At 65.4% G+C, this 17,807-nt stretch carries 15 protein-coding genes; 10 read left to right on the top strand and 5 right to left on the bottom strand.

From position 1 onward, the window contains the following. Positions 1 to 76: 76 nt before the first annotated feature. Entirely contained in the window at positions 77 to 1,177 is a 1,101-nt protein-coding gene (locus tag CN97_RS00075) for a TRAP transporter substrate-binding protein (RefSeq protein ID WP_035705407.1), read from the bottom strand. A 245-nt stretch (positions 1,178 to 1,422) separates the two neighbouring features. Here CN97_RS00075 and CN97_RS00070 point away from each other — a divergent pair, with 245 nt between their 5' ends. From CN97_RS00070 to CN97_RS00050, 5 genes are all read left to right on the top strand, one after another. After that, on the top strand, positions 1,423 to 1,827 hold the full coding sequence (locus tag CN97_RS00070) for a hypothetical protein (protein WP_051910852.1): 405 nt from the start codon (positions 1,423 to 1,425) through the stop codon (positions 1,825 to 1,827). Next, positions 1,778 to 3,121, top strand: coding sequence for a DNA-packaging protein (locus CN97_RS00065; RefSeq protein WP_051910851.1), 1,344 nt, complete (start codon positions 1,778 to 1,780; stop codon positions 3,119 to 3,121). The genes CN97_RS00070 and CN97_RS00065 overlap by 50 nt, the downstream gene beginning before the upstream one ends. A 346-nt stretch (positions 3,122 to 3,467) precedes the next feature. Then, on the top strand, positions 3,468 to 4,535 hold the full coding sequence (locus CN97_RS00060; protein WP_035705405.1) for a zinc-binding metallopeptidase family protein: 1,068 nt from the start codon (positions 3,468 to 3,470) through the stop codon (positions 4,533 to 4,535). Between the two features lie 196 nt (positions 4,536 to 4,731). Continuing rightward, positions 4,732 to 5,433, top strand: a complete 702-nt coding sequence (locus CN97_RS00055) for a DUF1045 domain-containing protein (protein ID WP_035705403.1) — start codon at positions 4,732 to 4,734, stop codon at positions 5,431 to 5,433. Positions 5,434 to 5,495: 62 nt separating this feature from the next. Further along, complete coding sequence (locus tag CN97_RS00050; protein ID WP_035705400.1) at positions 5,496 to 5,981, top strand: flavin reductase family protein; 486 nt, start codon at positions 5,496 to 5,498, stop codon at positions 5,979 to 5,981. Positions 5,982 to 5,987: 6 nt separating this feature from the next. Here CN97_RS00050 and CN97_RS00045 read toward each other — a convergent pair whose 3' ends face one another. Further along, positions 5,988 to 7,235, bottom strand: a complete 1,248-nt coding sequence (locus CN97_RS00045) for a glycerate kinase type-2 family protein (protein WP_051910850.1) — start codon at positions 7,233 to 7,235, stop codon at positions 5,988 to 5,990. Between the two features lie 71 nt (positions 7,236 to 7,306). Here CN97_RS00045 and CN97_RS00040 point away from each other — a divergent pair, with 71 nt between their 5' ends. Next, the gene (locus tag CN97_RS00040) at positions 7,307 to 7,633 is read left to right on the top strand and encodes an ArsR/SmtB family transcription factor (RefSeq protein WP_242685226.1); all 327 of its coding nucleotides are present in this window, start codon (positions 7,307 to 7,309) and stop codon (positions 7,631 to 7,633) included. Positions 7,634 to 8,185: 552 nt separating this feature from the next. Here the strand turns inward: CN97_RS00040 and clpX are convergent. The 3 genes from clpX to CN97_RS00025 form a co-directional block, all read right to left on the bottom strand. After that, complete coding sequence (gene clpX / locus CN97_RS00035; protein ID WP_035705392.1) at positions 8,186 to 9,451, bottom strand: ATP-dependent Clp protease ATP-binding subunit ClpX; 1,266 nt, start codon at positions 9,449 to 9,451, stop codon at positions 8,186 to 8,188. A gap of 138 nt (positions 9,452 to 9,589) precedes the next feature. Continuing rightward, positions 9,590 to 10,219 carry an ATP-dependent Clp protease proteolytic subunit gene (locus tag CN97_RS00030; protein WP_035705390.1) on the bottom strand — a complete coding sequence of 210 codons (630 nt, stop codon included), beginning with the start codon at positions 10,217 to 10,219 and terminating at the stop codon, positions 9,590 to 9,592. 192 nt (positions 10,220 to 10,411) lie between these two features. Further along, positions 10,412 to 12,520 carry a TonB-dependent receptor domain-containing protein gene (locus CN97_RS00025; RefSeq protein ID WP_051910849.1) on the bottom strand — a complete coding sequence of 703 codons (2,109 nt, stop codon included), beginning with the start codon at positions 12,518 to 12,520 and terminating at the stop codon, positions 10,412 to 10,414. 170 nt (positions 12,521 to 12,690) lie between these two features. Here CN97_RS00025 and CN97_RS00020 point away from each other — a divergent pair, with 170 nt between their 5' ends. From CN97_RS00020 to CN97_RS00005, 4 genes are all read left to right on the top strand, one after another. Then, positions 12,691 to 13,728, top strand: a complete 1,038-nt coding sequence (locus CN97_RS00020; protein ID WP_035705388.1) for a hemin-degrading factor — start codon at positions 12,691 to 12,693, stop codon at positions 13,726 to 13,728. Between the two features lie 581 nt (positions 13,729 to 14,309). Continuing rightward, on the top strand, positions 14,310 to 15,134 hold the full coding sequence (locus CN97_RS00015) for a heme/hemin ABC transporter substrate-binding protein (protein WP_051910918.1): 825 nt from the start codon (positions 14,310 to 14,312) through the stop codon (positions 15,132 to 15,134). A gap of 1 nt (position 15,135) precedes the next feature. Continuing rightward, positions 15,136 to 16,209 carry a FecCD family ABC transporter permease gene (locus CN97_RS00010; protein WP_035705385.1) on the top strand — a complete coding sequence of 358 codons (1,074 nt, stop codon included), beginning with the start codon at positions 15,136 to 15,138 and terminating at the stop codon, positions 16,207 to 16,209. Continuing rightward, positions 16,206 to 16,979 carry a heme ABC transporter ATP-binding protein gene (locus tag CN97_RS00005; RefSeq protein ID WP_035705381.1) on the top strand — a complete coding sequence of 258 codons (774 nt, stop codon included), beginning with the start codon at positions 16,206 to 16,208 and terminating at the stop codon, positions 16,977 to 16,979. The genes CN97_RS00010 and CN97_RS00005 overlap by 4 nt, the downstream gene beginning before the upstream one ends. Positions 16,980 to 17,807 lie beyond the last annotated feature (828 nt).

The following is a 17,807-nucleotide window of genomic DNA, read 5'->3' as shown; positions in this document are numbered from 1 at the left end:
GGAACCTCCTGACCCGCACGTTGACCGGGTCGTCAAGCAAATGGCCGGGCGTGAACCCGGCCATTGATTTCGCCTCTCAGCCGAGCTTGCCGCCGCGCTGGAGCGTCATCATGAAGGTGTCATAGGTGTATTCCGCCACCTGCATCCACAGATATGCCTCCTTGCGGAAAGCGGCCTGCGAGTCGTGGATCTTCTTGAAGTGCTCGTTTTTCGCGCCGATCTCGTCATAGAGCGCATTGGCCGCGTCGAAGGCAGCGGCCATGATTTCCGGGCTGAAGGGCCGCAGCACGGCACCGTCCGCCACCAGCTGCTTGATCGCCGTGGGGTTCAGCACGTCATAGCGGGCGAGCATCTGCGTGTTCCCGAAAGCACAGGCATCGCTCAGAACGCCCTGATAGGCCTTGGGCAATTCTTCCCATTTCTGCTTGTTCATGAAGGCATGGACCACCGGCCCGCCCTCCCAGAAACCGGGGTAGTAATAATATTTCGCGACCTTCTGGAAGCCGAGCTTCTGGTCGTCATGGGGGCCAACCCATTCGGCAGCGTCGATCGTGCCCTTTTCCAGCGACGGATAGATGTCGCCGCCCGCGATCTGCTGTGGCACGACGCCGAGGCGCGACATGATCTGCCCGGCGATGCCCGCGATGCGCATCTTCAGCCCGTCGAGGTCGGCGAGCGTCTTGATCTCCTTGCGGAACCAGCCGCCCATCTGCGTGCCGGTGTTGCCCGCGGGCAGCGCGTAGATATTGTGGAGGGCGTAGAATTCGTTCAGCAGTTCGGTACCGCCAGCGTCATAGAGCCAGGCGTTGGTCATCCGCGCGTTCAGCCCGAAGGGCATGGCCGTGCCGAGCGCGAAGGTCGGATCCTTGCCGACCGAATAGTAGGAGCAGGTATGCGCCATCTCCACGGTGCCCGCGCCCACGGCATCGGCGGCCTGCAGGCCCGGCACGATCTCGCCCGCGGCAAAGACCTGAATGGTGAATTGGCCGTCGGTGGCATCCGACACATGATTGGCGATGTCGATGGCGGTGCCAAAGATCGTACCGAGGCTTTTCGGGAAAGCAGACGTCAGGCGCCAGTTGATACGGGGTGCCGACTGGGCGATGGCGGGCGTGGCAAGAAGTGCCGCACCCGTCCCGGCAACGCCAGCCCGGCGGATGAACGAACGACGATCCAAGTTGTATCCTCCCTTGATCCCCGGCCCCTCTCTCCCCGGTCCGGGTAGCGAACAAAAGCACGTGAGACGGTTGTCTCGCAAGCGTTTCGCATTATGGCCCCGGCAGAATATGCACCCTTGCAACGGTTGACGTGGCGTCAATACCCCGGGCGGATCGACGCAGCGCACGGTTGTGTAAGGAAATATTATTTATTAACAATACATTAAACTTGACTTTGCGTCCTCCGTAAGGCATGGTGCCAGACATGCTGGAGAATTGTGCAGGCGGCCGGGGCAACCCGAGCCGCTTTTTCAATTCGCTCGGGCGGGGGCTTGAGGGGCACAGGGCGCAGCATATGGCAGACCTGACGACAGACGACACGCCGCCGAGGGATGTGCTCTCGGAGGTGATGGAACTCTACGACACGGCAATCGAAGTCTTCACCGAAACCATGCGCGAGGCGCGGGAGGACGGGCGGGTCAAGGAGGCAAACTCCTACGTCCGGGAACTCGGCAAGATCGTTCTCGCGGTCATCACGGAAAGGGAAAAGATTGACAAACTTCGCAGGCAGGAAACCGGCGGGATCGGAGGAGGCGCACTCGACCTCGACGCGGCACGCGATGAGATCGGCCGCAGGCTGGCTCGCCTCCGCGACGCCGGAGACGGTTGAGGCGTTCATGGAGGGGCTTTCGCCCAATGCGCTGGCGGCGCTGCCCTGGCTTTTCGAGATCTGGGCGCTGCCGCATCAGCTTCCGCCGGAGGGCGACTGGAAGACCTGGGTCATCATGGGCGGGCGCGGGGCCGGCAAGACCCGCGCCGGTGCCGAATGGATCAGGTCGGAGGTGGAGGGGGCGCGCCCCCTCCATCCCGGCCGGTCGCGGCGGGTGGCGCTGGTGGGCGAAACGCTGGAACAGGTGCGCGAGGTGATGGTGTTCGGCGAAAGCGGCATCCTCGCCTGTTCTCCCCCCGACAGGATGCCGGTCTGGGAGGCGACGCGGCGGCGGCTGGTCTGGCCCAATGGGGCCGTGGCGCAGATCTTCTCCGCCCACGACCCGGAAAGCCTGCGCGGCCCGCAGTTCGACTGCGCCTGGGTCGATGAGCTGGCGAAGTGGAGGAAGGCGTCCGACACCTGGGACATGCTTCAGTTCGGCCTCCGGCTTGGCGATCAGCCGCGGCAGGTCGTCACCACCACACCCCGCAATGTCGGTGTGCTGCGCGACATCCTGCGGAACGGCTCCACCACCGTCACCCATGCGCCGACGGAGGCCAATCGTGCGCATCTGGCGGCCTCGTTTCTCAGCGAGGTCCGTGCGCGCTATGCCGGCACGCGGCTGGGCCGGCAGGAGTTGGACGGCCTGCTGGTCGACGAGGCGGAGGGCGCGCTCTGGACGGCGATCACACTGGACCGGGCGCGGCTGCGGGAGCTTCCTGCCCTCACCCGCGTGGTGGTCGCCGTCGATCCGCCGGTGACGGGTCATGGCGGCTCTGACGATTGCGGCATCGTCGTGGCCGGGGTCGTGGCGGAGGGCCCGCCGCAGGACTGGCGGGCCGTGGTGATCGAGGATGCCTCCGTCTCCGCCGCCTCTCCCGACCGCTGGGCGCGGGCGGCACTCGCCGCGGCGGAGCGGCACGGCGCGGAACGGGTGGTGGCGGAGGTCAATCAGGGCGGCGATCTGGTGGAGAGCCTGCTGCGCTCCATCGACCCGCTGGTGCCCTTCCGTGCCGTCCGTGCCTCCCGCGGCAAGGCGGCGCGGGCCGAACCCGTGGCCGCGCTTTACGAGCAGGGGCGCGTGCGTCACATGCCCGGTCTCGACCGGCTGGAGGATCAGATGTGCCGCATGACCGCCCAGGGCTATGAGGGGCGCGGCAGCCCCGACCGGCTCGACGCGCTCGTCTGGGCGCTGACGGAGTTGATGATCGTTCCGGCACAGGGCTGGCGGAAGCCGGGGATCCGGCTTCTGTGAGCGGGTGTTATCCGGGTGCGGAGGACGATGGCTCCTCCCCGCCTCGGGCCGCTGTCTGGGGGTCGCGCGGTCAAGGCCGGGCGTCGCGGGGGGCGTCCCCCGTGCCGCCGAAGGCGGTGTGCCGTCTCCGCCGTGCCGCCGAAGGCGGTGTGCCATCTCTCCCGTGCCGCCGTCGGCATTCTGCCGTGAGACGGAGCCGCGCGCTGCGGGTTCCAAGGCAATCGGTCGACGATGCACCCCTGCCCTGCAGTATATCGCGCCTTACCATCGAACAGGAGTGCGACATTATGGAACCGCCGTCGGCCTGTTGCGTTGCGCGAGGCTGGAACGCGCCCCGGAGGCCCCCATGAAGCTCTTCCACTGCCAGAACTGTCAGCAAGTCGTTTATTTTGAGAATACCGTCTGCGAGAAATGCGGAATGACGCTTGGCTATCTCCCGGATCAGGGCGAGATGTCTTCCGTCACGCCCGATGGTCCGAACTGGACCGCGATGGCCAACCCCGGCACGCTCTACCGCTTCTGCGCCAATTGGGAGCAGAGCGCCTGCAACTGGATGGTCACCACCGACAGTCAGGATACGCTGTGCTTCGCCTGCCAGCATAACCGGACGATCCCGGACATCTCCTCCCCCGAAAACCATGCGCTCTGGCAAAAGATGGAGCAGGCCAAACGGCGGCTGTTCTATACCATCATCAAGCTCGGCCTGCCCGCGCCCACGGCCGCCAGCGGCGCGGCAGAGCCGCTCATCTTCGATTTCCTCGCCGATGATCCTGAAAGCGGGAAAAAGGTGGTCACGGGCCACGACAATGGCGTCATCACCCTCTCGCTGAACGAAGCGGACGACGCATTCCGCGCGAAGATGCAGGAGGAACTGCACGAACCCTATCGCACACTTCTTGGCCATTTCCGCCACGAGGTTGGCCATTACTACTGGGACATCCTCGTCCGTGATGGGGGACATCTGGAGGATTTCCGCGCGATCTTCGGAGATGAGCGCGAGAGCTATCAGGAAGCGCTGGACCGTCACTACAAGAACGGCGCACCGGCCGGCTGGCAGGAGAACTACATCTCCTCCTATGCTACCATGCACCCGTGGGAGGACTGGGCGGAGACCTGGGCGCATTACCTCCATATCATCGACACACTGGAGATGGCGCGCGCCTTTGGCATCACGGTGAACGCGGCTGTGACAGGGGATGCGGATGCAGAGATCTCGGTCGATGTGGATCCGCATCGTGCCTGGCGTTTCGAACCGTTGATCGACGCATGGCTGCCGCTGACATTCGCGGTCAACAGTCTCAACCGCGCGATGGGGCAGCCCGATCTCTATCCCTTCGTGCTCAGTCCCAAGGTGATCGAGAAGCTGTGCTACATTCATGGTCTCGTCCAGGCGAACCGGACGGGACGACTTTAACAGCTTCAGGTTGTCATACTTCCACGACTGCGGAAACATCGGGCGAAGGCGACACAAAATGCCGCATTCGTCCGAAAGGAAGCTCAAAAACCATCCCAGCCACCCCCGATCCACCGGAAGCGATTTCCTCGCAACCTATACTTTCAGACAGGGGAGACGCGGTCTCCGACCGGAGGAGCCGCAAGAGGTGGGAACGATGACCGACTATAGAAAGCTTGCCATCTTTTATCTGCCGGGGCGCGGCGCCCTGGCGGATTTCGGAACGGCCTGGTCCGGCTGGGATCCGGTCGAGGCCATGGCGCTGCCGCCGTTGGCCGTGCCCGGATTGCCCTCCTCGCTCGCGGAGCCGGGCGAGGCATTGGGCAACTATGGTCTGCATGGCCGGATCAAGGCGCCGTTCCGCCTCATCGACGGGGTGCAGATTTCCACGCTGATTGCGGCACTGGATGCCCTGGCCGCGCGGCTCGCCGCGGTTGAGGCGTCCAGCCTCAGCCTGGTGCGCACGAACGGGATGTTCGCCCTTGCCCCGGCGCGGGAGGAGATCGCTCTCGATCTGCTCGCCGCCCGGATCGCGCGGGAGGTCGATCACTTCCGCGCGCCGCTTTCGGTGGACGACACGATCCGCCGTCACGCGCTGCGGCTTTCGGGATCGCAACGGTTGCTGCTCGGCCAATGGGGCTATCCCTTTGCCTCGCCCGGGCAAGATGACGGCTTCCGTCTGTACCTGACTGGCAGCCTGCCCGAGGATCTCTGCGATCAGGTGCAGGCGGTGCTGGAACCGCTCATCCTGCCGCTGTTGCCGAAGCCTTTCTGCTTCGACCGCCTCTCGCTCTGCGGCGAGGGGGAAGATGGACGCTTTCGCCTCATCCGGCAGTTTCCTCTTTCGGGCTCTGTCTGAGGGGTGGCATCATCCTGGGGGACGTGCTTTGTGGCAGGTGAGGATGACCAGAGGAACCTGCTATGCCGATCTTCACCCCCGACCGTGATCACGAACGCGACTTCCGGGACGCCCTCGGCAGATTTGCGACCGGTGTGACGGTGGTGACGACGCAGACGGCGGCAGGACCGATCGCCATTACCGCCAACAGCTTCGCCGCCGTTTCGCTGAACCCGCCTCTGGTGCTCTGGTCGCCCGCCCGTATGTCCAGCCGGTTCGACGCTTTCGTCGCGGCGGAGCGGTTCGCGATCCATGTTCTGGCAGCCGGGCAGAACGATGTCGCTCGTCACTTCACCAAGCAGGGCACCGATTTCACCGGCGTGCCCCTGACGGAGTCCGACACCGGGATACCACTGATCGAAGGCTGCCTTGCGCGTTTCGAATGCCGTCAGCATGCGGTGCACGAGGGCGGCGATCATGTCATCATCGTCGGAGAGGTGGAGCGCGCCGCCTATGACGACGGCAAACCGCTGGTCTTTCACGCGGGCCATTTCGGCAATCTCGTCTGAGCGAGGTCATGCGCGGATCATGATCTGAAGGTCTGCGACATTCGTTCCGGTCGCTCCTGTGACCACAAGATCGCCCGAGGCCGCGAGCGCCGGATTGCTGTCATTGCGGGCCAGCGCCTCCTCCGGGTCGATCCCGGCAGCGCGCATCCGGGTGAGGCTTTCACCATCGACCAGCCCGCCGGCCGCCTCTGTCGGGCCGTCTCGCCCATCGGTGCCGGCGGAGAGGAAGACCCAGTCGTCACGCCAACCCGCCTGCTCCGCCAGGAGCGCCACACGCAGCGCAAGCTCCTGATTGCGACCGCCCTTGCCCGCGCCCCGGAGCCGCACCGTCGTCTCACCACCCCAGAGCCAGATGCCCGGCCCCCGGGCCTCCGCCATGATACGAGCGGCTGCTTCGGAGACGTCTCCGGTCAATGGCTCAGGCGACAGCGACGCGCCGGGGGACGCATGGGCCATCGCCGCGCGCGAGAGAGTATTCGAGCCGACGAGCCGGTTGTCCACATGGTTGGCAGCCGGCTCAATCGGCTGGTCCTGCCCCTCTAGCAAGCCGCGGATCGCAGCCGGCAGCTCCGGCCAGAGTCCGCGCGACCGGAGCCGCTGACGCGCCTCTGACCGCGTGCCGACGGGTGCGGCGGTGGGCCCGGACGCGATCACGGAAATATCATCACCCACAACATCCGACAGGATCAGCGCCACGACATCAGCCGGGGATGTGGCACGCGCCAGTCCACCCCCTTTCAGCAGGCTGACCTGCTGCCGGATGAGGTTCATCTCGCCGATATCGGCGCCGGAGGCGAGCAACAGGCGGTTCAGCTCGCGCTTGTCCGCCAGTGATATTCCTTCGGGCGGCGCAGGCAGCAGAGCCGACCCGCCGCCCGAAATCAGGACGAGCAACCTCTGCCCGAAGGCCAATCGCGAAACCGCCTCCAACACCGCCTTTGCCCCTGCGAGACCCACCTCATCGGGCACGGGATGCCCGGCGAAAAACACCTGCACACCCGGCGGCAGATCGGCCTCCGCGTTCTCGCGATGTGTGATCACAATGCCCGGGACCGGACCAAAGCGCGCCAGCGCGGCACGGATCATGCCCGGTGCCGCCTTGCCAAGAGCCACGATGAGATCAGGTCTTCGCTCAGGAAGTGCCTTCAAAACCGCCTCCTCAGGGTCCGCGGCGATGACGCCGGCGTCAAAGAGGCGCAGCGCCTCCTCACGCATCGCGGATACGGCGGGGGGAAAACTTGTCCCTGACGGCATGGGCACTACTTCCACAGGATGGACGCGGCACGGAAGCAAAGCCGCGAAATTTCAGGCAAACGTTGGGTATCGTGACGAGCAGGAGCGACGCGCTGCAGGGAGTGGATCCGTCGAAGCTTGCGCCCCGTGCGCAGACCGCGGCCGCGCTGCTGAAAGCCTTCGGGCATGAAGGGCGGCTGATGATCCTGTGCCATCTGGCGACGGGCGAGAAATCCGTAACCGAGTTGGAGCAACTGTTGGACACCCGTCAGGCTGCGGTGAGCCAGCAACTCGCGCGCCTGCGCATGGAGGGGCTGGTGGAGCCGCGGCGCGAAGGCAAGGCGATCTACTATTCGTTGGTTCCCGGCGAAATGGAGCACTATGTTCTCGCGATCTGCAAACTGTTCGCCACGGAGTGAGGTATCACGCGCGATCCGGCGAAGCATGAGCAGAAGAACTTACTCCGCAGGAAATGGAAAGCCCCCCTTGCCAATGCGGAGACGTTCGGGCCGCGTGGCAACGCTGATATCCCAGCCATGACAATCTGCCGGTTCGTGAGATCAGGTTACCGGGCCGCGAGATTCGCTGGGGAATTTGCAAGGGGGTGAAAGAAACAGGCGCCCGACCTGCAAAGGCAGACCGGGCGCCCGTTTTTACCTTTGAAACCCGCGAACTTGAGCAGGAGCGAGATCAATCAGGTTTCTGGACCCTGCCCCGGTATTGCCAAAACAGCCCTGTTTCATCGACATGGGTTGCCATGACGGTACTCATCGGTCGGCGTGATCCGCACAATCCCGATTCCTCGCGGCGTGCGAGGCATATAGGTTCGCCGGCCGGCTGCGGAGCGTGGTGACCGAAGGTGGCGCGCGGTGAGCGACCGCCCCTGCCTGCGAAGAAATCGTCGCAATGCCCGGTGTTCTAATGAAAAAGGGCGGATCCGCAGATCCACCCTTTTTCATTCTTCAGGAACGTCAGCCAGCAGTGGCCGGTTCCTTTTTCGCCTCGGTATAGATGAGGAGCGGCTTTGCCCCGGCGGTCACGGCCTCTTCATTCACCACGACCTCCTCCACGCCATTCATGCCCGGAAGCTCGAACATGGTGTCGAGAAGGATATCCTCCATGATCGAACGCAGGCCGCGCGCGCCCGTCTTGCGCTTAATCGCACGCGAGGCGATGGCTTTCAGGGCATCCTCGGTAAAGGTGAGTTTCACCCCTTCGATGTCGAAAAGCCGTTGGTACTGCTTGACCAGCGCGTTCTTCGGCTCCGTGAGGATGGTGACCAGCGCCTCCTCATCAAGGTCGGACAGCGTGGCGATCACCGGGAGACGCCCCACGAATTCCGGGATCAGACCGAATTTCAGCAGGTCTTCCGGTTCCAGCTCGCGGAACAGCTCGCCCACGCCCCGTTCGTCCTTGGCCTTGACCTCGGCGCCGAAACCGATGCCGGACCCCTTGTTCCGGTGAGCGATGATCCGGTCCAGCCCGGCAAAGGCGCCGCCGCAGATGAACAGGATATTGGTCGTGTCCACCTGCAGGAATTCCTGCTGCGGATGCTTGCGCCCGCCCTGCGGCGGCACGGAGGCGACGGTGCCCTCCATGATCTTCAGGAGCGCCTGCTGCACACCCTCCCCGCTCACGTCGCGGGTAATGGACGGGTTGTCGGACTTGCGGGTGATCTTGTCGACCTCGTCGATATAGACGATGCCGCGCTGCGCCCGTTCGACATTGTATTCCGACGCCTGCAGCAGCTTGAGGATGATGTTCTCCACATCCTCGCCGACATAGCCGGCCTCTGTCAGCGTGGTTGCATCCGCCATGGTAAAGGGCACGTCGAGAATGCGGGCCAGCGTCTGCGCGAGCAGGGTCTTGCCCGTCCCGGTCGGGCCGATCAGCAGGATGTTCGACTTCGACAGCTCGATCTCTGACGACTTGGCGCCGTGGTTGAGCCGTTTGTAGTGGTTGTGCACGGCAACCGACAGAACGCGCTTTGCATGGATCTGACCGATGACGTAATCGTCCAGCACCTTGCAGATTTCGCGCGGCGTCGGCACGCCATCGGCGGATTTCAGGCCGGAGGTCTTCGTCTCCTCCCGGATGATGTCCATGCACAACTCGACGCATTCATCGCAGATGAACACGGTCGGGCCGGCGATCAGCTTGCGCACTTCATGCTGACTCTTTCCGCAAAAGGAGCAGTAGAGCGTATTCTTGCTGTCGCTGGAGGAGTTGTTCGCCATGTGATACCTCTGCGGCTCCTATGCCAAGACCCGGAGTAACGTCCCGGCTGGACGAGGGTTGCCCTAAAAGTCTAGGACAGCCCTGTTTTCTTCACAACGCCAAAATGGCTGCGGTGCAGCAATCGGCGCTGCGTCGCCTCACTTGGCGGCCTCGATCTTCCCGCGATCGGCCACGATCTCGTCGATCAGGCCCCATTCCTTCGCATCTTCCGCCGACATGAAGCGGTCCCGCTCAAGCGCGTCTTCGACTTCCTTGAGGCTGCGCCCGGTGTGCCTGACGTAGATGCCGTTCAGACGATCCTTCAGCTTCTGGGTCTCCTGGGCGTGGATCATGATGTCCGTCGCCTGCCCCTGGAACCCGCCGGAGGGCTGGTGAACCATGATGCGGCTGTTCGGCAGGCTGAAGCGCATCCCGTGTTCGCCCGCCGCCAGCAGGAGCGACCCCATGGAGGCCGCCTGCCCGATGCAAACCGTCGACACTTTCGGCTTGATGTACTGCATCGTGTCGTAGATCGACAGGCCGGAGGTGACGACACCGCCGGGGCTGTTGATATACATCGAGATTTCCTTGTTCGGGTTGTCCGCCTCAAGGAACAGCAGCTGCGCCACGATCACCGTCGCCATGTCGTCCTGCACGGGACCGGCCACGAAGATGATCCGCTCCTTCAGGAGACGGGAGAAGATGTCATAGCGGATGGACCCGCGGGAGTTGGTTTCCTCCACGGTCGGGATGATGAAGTTGGTCCACGTGTCGATGGGGTCTCTCATTTTCCGCCCTGCCTTGGTCTGGAGGAGTAATAGATCACGGATCTCTTTCTAGAGTCTTAGTCATGCGTTCGGACCCCCGCAAGGGCCGCACTGCGAATGACGCGGCTGCGGGCAATTCGAAAGGCCCCGGCGAGGGAACCCCGGGGCCTTCCGCCTGTCCGCCAGGCACCTCACCGGCGGCCGGGTTCGGTCTTACCAGTCGAACTGCTTGGTCATGGACAGCTTGAATGTCCGCCCGCGCCCGTTGTCCTGGTAGAGATTGTTTCGGTAATCCTCGTCAAAGACGTTATCCACGGCGAAATCGACGGAGAACCCGGCGAGCGCGCCGGTATCCGGCTTCCAGCTCACGAAGAGGCGGTGGACATCGTAGGAAGAGAAATCCCCCAGCGTCGTCGTGATGGAATCGACGTAAGTCGCCCGCCAGCCGTATTCAAGATTGCGTTCCGGCAGCCGCCCGCCAAGCGTGAGCGACACCTGCTCCGCAGGAACGGTGGCGAGCGTCTCCCGCGTGTCCTTGTTCACGCCCTTGACCTGCGAATAGGCCAGCCTGCCGAACCACCGTTCCGCCGAATAGGCGCCTTCCAGCTCCCCGCCCCAGATCTCCGCGTTGTCGATGTTGAGATACCGGGGAACCGCACCGTTCACGGGCAGGTAACCGGTATTTGAAGCGATGAGGTTTTCGATGTCGTTATGGAACAGCGTCCCCTTGAGCGCGAGGCTGTCGCCGACATCCAGCAGATCGCGGGCGGAATAGCTTACACCCACCTCCACCGTATCGGCCTTCTCCTTGGCCAGATCGAGGCTCGGCACCCGGCGCGCGTCATGGGCGTAAAGCTCATCCAGCGTCGGCATCCGCTCCGTGCGCGCGTAGGAGGCGAAGATCCCCCAGGAGTCGGTCAGCTTGTAAAGCGCGGCGATCTTCGGCGAGACGGCGGTGTCGGAGACATCCTCCGCCCCCGGAATGCCGGAGCCGGCCGAACGTTCGCCGAAATCAACGCGAATCCCCGGCACGATGGCGAGACGATCCTGCCAGTTGAACTCGGCCTGCGCATAGACGCCGATCTTGTCGTCCGTCCCTTCCGGGTGGAAGTTCAGGTCGCCGACCGCGCTGGTCGCCACGCGGTTCTGATGGGTGAATTGAACCCCGGTTGTCAGGTAGTTCTGCCAGTCGCCAAAGGCGAATTCACTGACGTTCTCCACCTTCGCAAGGGTTGTCTCATAGGCGTATTCGCTGTCGCAGACCACGGCAAGCGTACCGGGCATGCACATCACGAAGCCGCCGGACGTATCCACGTGGTCGGACTGCTTCACCTGGGTCTTGGAATAGGAGAGCTGCACCCTGAGATCGAGCCAGGCGCTGTCCACGAACGGGTTGGCATATTCGGCAACGATCGTGTCGTCGGTCACGTCGCGGTTGATATAGCCGAAAGTATCTATGACCGGCGCCCCGCCCCCGGTGCGCACCAGGGGCGATTCGTTCATGTCGCTCTGGGTCCGCTGATAGGAGAGGCGGATGGATTGGTCCAGATCCTGACCGAAGCGGTAGGTGCCCTTCACCAGCCCCGACCACGCCTCAGCGTCCGAGCCTTTCACCCTGTCGCCGTTACCGTCCTTGTATTCGTCCATCGTGCGGTAGTTGAGGTTGCCGATCACCTCGAACCGCTCATCGTATTTCTGCGCGTAGATGACGGAGCCGAGCCAGCCCGAGCCGTTTGAATCATACGACCCCTTGAACCGCAGCGCATGGGTGTTGCCGTCCGTCAGGAAGTCGGACGCGTCCTTGGTGGTGAAGTTCACCACGCCGCCGATCGCGCCGGAGCCGTAAAGCGTGGAGCTTGCCGGGCCGCGGAGGACTTCCACCTGCTTGTAAAGCTCCACGTCCGAGAAGAACGATCCCATCCGGTACTGTTCGTAGAACTTCGGCACACCATCGACATTGACGATGATTCGCGATTCGCTGGCTGTCGTCTCAGTGCCGCCGATGCCGCGGATGTTGAAGGCGAAACCCAATGGATTGTCTGCCCCCGCGCCCTGTACACCGGGCACATTGGCAAAGATCTGGTCGATGGAACTCGCCTGTTCGCTGTCCAGATCCTGCTGGTCGATGACGGTGACGGCCTGAGGCGTGTCGGTCGCCACCTTGGGTTGGCCGGCGCCCAGCACGACGCGGTTGAGCACCGTCGTCGATTCGCCGGTCCGGGTGACTTCCGCGTCCTGCGCGGCGGCAGGAAGCGCCAGCAGCGCAGCCGCGGCCACGCTCATCATCAGGTCGCGCCTCAGGCGCCGGGGCAGAAGTCGCATCTTTGTCCTCTCGGGAATCTGCGAAAGGCTGGCTTCTGCTGGCGGCTCGCGTAGGGCTATTCTTGACTTGAACAGTCAGGCATGTTGCCTCTAGAGAGACGCACGATTTCTGTCAAGTATTCACATCTCGTGATGCCAAGGCAGAAATGACGACAGCACAAGAGGTTGCCATGACCCTGCCTTCCGCCGAAACCATCCGCACCGCGCGCGCCGATAATCCCAAGATGCGGGAGCGTGATCTTGCGGCTTCCCTTGGCATCAGCGAGGCCGCTCTGGTTGCCGCTCATGTGGGCCATGGCGTCACCCGGATCTCCGCGGTGCCGGGACGGCTGATCCCGCTGGTCGAATCACTGGGAGAGGTTCTGGCGCTGACCCGCAACGAAAGCGCGGTCCATGAGCGGGTCGGCCGTTACACCGACTTCACCGACGGGCCGCATGCCGCGATGCTGACGGGGCCGGATATCGACCTGCGGATCTTCCCCTCCCGCTGGGTGCATGGATTCGCCGTGGAAAAGGCGACTGCGGAGGGGATCCGCCGCTCCGTTCAGGTGTTCGACGCCCATGGCGACGCGGTGCACAAGGTTCACCTGCGGCCCGCCTCCGATGTCGCGGCCTTCGACCGGCTGGTTGCAGAGCTGCGGCAGGAGGAGCAGGCCGACACGATCTCCGTCTCTCCCCGCGCGCCGGTGGAGGGGCCGAAGGCAGACCCCTCCAAGGCGGAGAGGCTGCGGGAGGACTGGCTGCGCATGACCGACACGCATCAGTTCCTGTCGCTGACACGGAAGCTCAAGATGAACCGGCTCGGCGCCTATCGCACGGTTGGCGCGCCTCAGGCCGTGCGGCTTGCCGAGGATGCCGTCACCGTCACGCTTAAGGCGGCATCGGCCAGCAAGACGGGCGTGATGGTCTTTGTCGGCAATGAGGGCTGCATCCAGATCCACTCCGGGCCGGTCGACAATATCGTTGCCATGGGGCCGTGGATCAACGTGCTGGACCCGCTGTTCGACCTGCATCTGCGCACCGATCACGTGGCCGAGGTCTGGCTGGTGGAAAAGCCCACACGCCACGGCAAGGCGGTTTCCGTCGAGGCGTTCGACAAGGAGGGCTACCTCATCCTCCAGATCTTCGGCCGGAGGGGGGAAGAGAACGCCCGCGCCTGGGAAGCGCTGGTCGCGACCCTGCCGCGCGCCGAAACGGTGACGGCATGAGCAAAGGGCGAAACGAGCCGGAGGGGAAGGATCGGAAGCAGCCCCTGGATCCCGGTCAGGCTCCGACCCTGCCTCAATTCCTCCCGCGCGCGCCTTTGCCATTGCGCGGGCCTCTCGACTCGCACGGGAGGGGGAGCGCGCGCGCTTGTGACGGCGCGACGCATCCTGCGGGATGGCGGGGTGCGCGCAGCCACGTTACCGGCCAACTCACGCCCCCAGCGATTGGCCGGGTGACTGATCCCGCGATTAGCCCCGTTACTGATCCCGTGACTGATCCCGCAATTGGCCCTGTAATCATCTCCGTGGTCGACGGTGGACCTGCCGGCGCGACCGAGTCCCATTCTCCCCGGAGGGATGACCGCGCGGGAGCGGGCAGCGCATCTATGGACCCGCCCCTCGCCCGCGGTGTTCTCGCGGGCGGTATTATGGACCCGCCCCCCGCGCACGGTATCCCGGAGCATGAACGCCGGCCCCGCCGGGGTGCAATCCCGGTGCAACCCCGAGGGCTGAGCCTGGGCGCCCCGCCCGCAACCGCGCGGCCGGGCGTTCCGCGGCGGCTCGCCGCTCTGGCTCTGACGCTCATGGTGGTGACGGCGCCCCTGGCGAGCGCGGCGGAAACGGCGCAGCGCATCGTTTCCGTCGGAGGTTCGGTGACGGAGGTGATCTATGCGCTCGGTGCGCAGGACCGGGTGATCGCGCGCGATTCGACCTCCACCTTCCCGCCGGAGGTGATGGACCTGCCCGACGTGGGCTATGTCCGCGCCCTGTCGCCCGAAGGGTTGCTGGCCGTGGATCCCGACCTGATCCTTGCGGAGGATGGGGCGGGACCGCCGGAGACCGTCGCCCAGCTGAAGGCCGCCGCCGTGCCCTTCGTCACCGTTCCGAACGGCTGGACTGCGGAAACCGTGGGCGCGAAGATCCGGGCCGTGGGGGCGGCTCTGGGTCTGGAAGGACAGGCGAAGACGCTGGCCGCCGATGTCACGCGGCAGATCATTGCCGTATCGGAAGCCGCGGCTGCCCGCCCCGGCGCGAAGCCCCGTGCCCTGTTCGTCCTTTCCACACAGGGCGGGCGCATCATGGCCTCCGGCACCGGCACGCAGGCGGCGGGGATGCTGGCGCTCGCGGGGGCGGAAAATGCCGTCACGGAGTTTTCGGGCTACAAGCCGCTGACCGACGAGGCGGTGATCGCCGCCGCTCCCGATGTCATCGTGATGATGGACCGCGGTGGCGATCACGGCGCGACGGCGGACACGCTGTTTGCCCTGCCCGCCATGGCGCTGACGCCCGCCGGCAAGACGCGGGCGCTGGTGCAGATGGACGGGCTGTATCTGCTGGGCTTCGGCCCGAGGACGGGGGCGGCGGTGGAGGAGCTGTCCCGCGCGCTCCACGCAGCGACGGACGGCTGAGATGGTCGTGCTGAGCGAGACGCGCCCGATGCGCGCCGAGGGGGACAGGAGCCAGCGGGCGCGGCGTGTGTTCCTGCTGCTCCTTCTGGCACTGGCGGCGGCCGGGGTGCTGGGGCTGACGCAGGGCGCGACGGAAGCCTCGCTGCCCGCCGTCCTGCGCGATTGGCTGGGGGGAGAGGCCGCGCCGCTCCGCGACATGACGATCCTGCGTGACATCCGCCTGCCCCGCCTGATGCTGGGCATACTGGTGGGCGCGTCGCTCGCCGTCTCCGGGGCGGTGATGCAGGGGCTGTTCCGCAATCCGCTGGCCGATCCGGGGTTGGTCGGCGTCTCCTCCGGGGCGGGGCTTGGCGCGATCGCGGCCATCGTGCTGCCGGGGGCGCTGGGGATCGCCCTGCCCGCGCTGCTGGGTTTCTATCTCGTGCCGCTCGCGGCCTTCTGCGGCGGCTGGGCGATGACCGTGGCGCTCTATGCCATCGCCACGCGGCAGGGGCGGACTTCGGTCGCCACGATGCTGCTTGCCGGGATCGCCCTTGGCGCAATGGCGGGCGCGTTATCGGGGCTGATCGTGTTTCGTGCGAACGACCAGCAGCTTCGCGACCTGACCTTCTGGGGCCTCGGCTCTCTGTCCGGCGCGACGTGGTCCAAGGTGATGGCGGCGGGGCCGATCATCCTCTTCGCGCTCGCCGCGACGCCGTTTGTGGCGCGCGGGCTGAACCGGCTGACGCTGGGGGAGGCCGCGGCGCTGCACATGGGCACGCCCGTCCAGCGGGTAAAGCGGGTGGCGATCCTGTCCGTCGCGGCGGCCACCGGCACCTCGGTGGCGGTGTCGGGCGGCATCGGCTTCGTCGGCATCGTGGTGCCGCATCTCCTCCGGCTGGTCATCGGGCCGGATCACCGCTGGCTCCTGCCCTGTTCCGCGCTTCTGGGCGCGGCGCTGCTGGTGCTGGCCGACGTGGTGAGCCGGACGGTCATCGCGCCTGCGGAACTGCCCATCGGCATCGTCACCGCCGCGATGGGCGCGCCGTTCTTTCTGTGGATCCTGCTCCGTCAGCGGGGAGTGATAGACCTGTGACCCTGACCGCAACCGATATCACGCTGCGCGCCGGGCGGCGCGTCATTCTGGACCGGGTGAGCCTTGCCGCCCCCGCAGGCGGTCTGACGGCCATCGTCGGGCCGAACGGCTCAGGCAAGACGACACTGATCCGCGCGCTGACGGGAGAGGTCCGTCATGAGGGGCGGGTGGCGCTCGACGGACAGGACATCGCGCGGCTTTCGCCTGCCATGCTGGCGGGGCTGCGCGGGGTGCTGCCGCAGGCGAGCCTGCTGTCCTTCCCCTTCACGGTGCGGGAGGTGGTGCGGCTGGGCTGCGAGGCCGCCATGACGCGCCCGCCTTCGGTGGAGACCGCGCTGGCTTCCGTCGGCCTCCCGGGGTTCGAGGGGCGGTTCTATCAGCAGCTGTCGGGCGGCGAGCAGCAGCGGGTGCAGCTCGCCCGCGTTCTGGCGCAGGTATGGGAGCCGGTGCTGAACGGGCGGCCGCGCTGGCTGTTCCTGGATGAGCCGGTGGCCAGCCTCGACATCGGCCATCAGCTCACCGTCATGCGGCTCGCCCGTGATTACGCGCGCCGGGGCGGCGGGGTCGTAGCGGTGATGCACGATCTGAACCTCACTGCGCTTTTCGCCGACAAGGTCGTGCTGCTGCACGAAGGGCGAATCGTCGCGGCGGATACGCCGCAACGGGTGCTGACCAGCGAGACGCTCTCCGCAGCCTATGGGTGTCTCCTCCGGGTGGGAGAGGCGCCCGCACCGGGCATTCCCTTCGTGCTGCCGCAGACTGCTGCGTAACGGGAAAGCGACTGGGAAGCGGGTAGCAAGCGACTACCGCGTGACCTGCGGCGAGACCGGCAGCGGCATGACCCCTCCCGTCACATGACCTGGCATCGCCGGACCCTTTGGGCTGAGGCACCCGCGGCCCCTCCACGGGCAGGTCGCGAAGGGAGGGCCTCCCCTCTGCGGGTGAGGCTGGACACGGCATGTCTGGCGCCGTGAAAGAGACATCGCCGCGCTCCGGTGGCGTTCCGTTCCCGGGCCAACCCGGCAAAATCAGATCGCAAGGCAAGCATTTTGCGCAGAGGCGAGAACCCAACCGTTTGTGCCCTTTGCTCCCAAGGGGCGAGCGTGACGCGCCGGGGCGTCGTCGCGCAGATGGAGGTGTTGAGCCAGCTCGACCGCAACGCCGACGCCATCGCCCGGAGACACAATCGAGCGCGGGCCGTAGGGTGCACTGCCGCTCGGTTGGCGCCTCTCCATGAGATACGGCCCTGCGGCCATCTCCTTGCGATCCCGGCCAGACCCCAGGGCGCTGCAGTTTCTCCCCTCCACAGAAGACGATCTCGCCTTCACGGAATGCCCAGCAAACTGACAAGAGCGGCGGATGCGGCGGTGCCTGCTGTCCGCCGATAGCCGAGACCGTTCGCTCATCGACCGCTCGGCCGCAGCGGACAGGCTCTCATGGCACGCCGCAGGGTGATGAAAACCACAAGCCTGCGCTTTCGGGCGGGCGGTTTCCGGCGCCGCCCGGAAATCGGCTGCTCCTCTTACCTCAGGACCACGCATTCTGCGGTCAAGCTGGATGCAGCACAGTGCCCGCTGTCCGCCGGTAACTTCCGCTCT

This window comes from Haematobacter massiliensis, assembly GCF_000740795.1.
In the GTDB taxonomy this organism is placed as follows: Bacteria; Pseudomonadota; Alphaproteobacteria; order Rhodobacterales; family Rhodobacteraceae; genus Haematobacter; species Haematobacter massiliensis.
Note: the sequence above shows the minus strand (reverse complement) of the source record. Positions and strands in the feature narration are given on the sequence as shown.

Coding starts and splice junctions, on each gene's coding strand:
- CN97_RS00070 (WP_051910852.1), top strand. CDS start 1,423: ATGCTGGAGAATTGTGCAGGCGGCCGGGGCAACCCGAGCCGCTTTTTC.
- CN97_RS00050 (WP_035705400.1), top strand. CDS start 5,496: ATGCCGATCTTCACCCCCGACCGTGATCACGAACGCGACTTCCGGGAC.
- CN97_RS00030 (WP_035705390.1), bottom strand. CDS start 10,219: ATGAGAGACCCCATCGACACGTGGACCAACTTCATCATCCCGACCGTG.
- CN97_RS00015 (WP_051910918.1), top strand. CDS start 14,310: ATGGTGGTGACGGCGCCCCTGGCGAGCGCGGCGGAAACGGCGCAGCGC.
- CN97_RS00020 (WP_035705388.1), top strand. CDS start 12,691: ATGACCCTGCCTTCCGCCGAAACCATCCGCACCGCGCGCGCCGATAAT.
- CN97_RS00045 (WP_051910850.1), bottom strand. CDS start 7,235: ATGCCGTCAGGGACAAGTTTTCCCCCCGCCGTATCCGCGATGCGTGAG.
- CN97_RS00060 (WP_035705405.1), top strand. CDS start 3,468: ATGAAGCTCTTCCACTGCCAGAACTGTCAGCAAGTCGTTTATTTTGAG.
- CN97_RS00010 (WP_035705385.1), top strand. CDS start 15,136: ATGGTCGTGCTGAGCGAGACGCGCCCGATGCGCGCCGAGGGGGACAGG.
- clpX (WP_035705392.1), bottom strand. CDS start 9,451: ATGGCGAACAACTCCTCCAGCGACAGCAAGAATACGCTCTACTGCTCC.
- CN97_RS00065 (WP_051910851.1), top strand. CDS start 1,778: ATGAGATCGGCCGCAGGCTGGCTCGCCTCCGCGACGCCGGAGACGGTT.
- CN97_RS00055 (WP_035705403.1), top strand. CDS start 4,732: ATGACCGACTATAGAAAGCTTGCCATCTTTTATCTGCCGGGGCGCGGC.
- CN97_RS00025 (WP_051910849.1), bottom strand. CDS start 12,520: ATGCGACTTCTGCCCCGGCGCCTGAGGCGCGACCTGATGATGAGCGTG.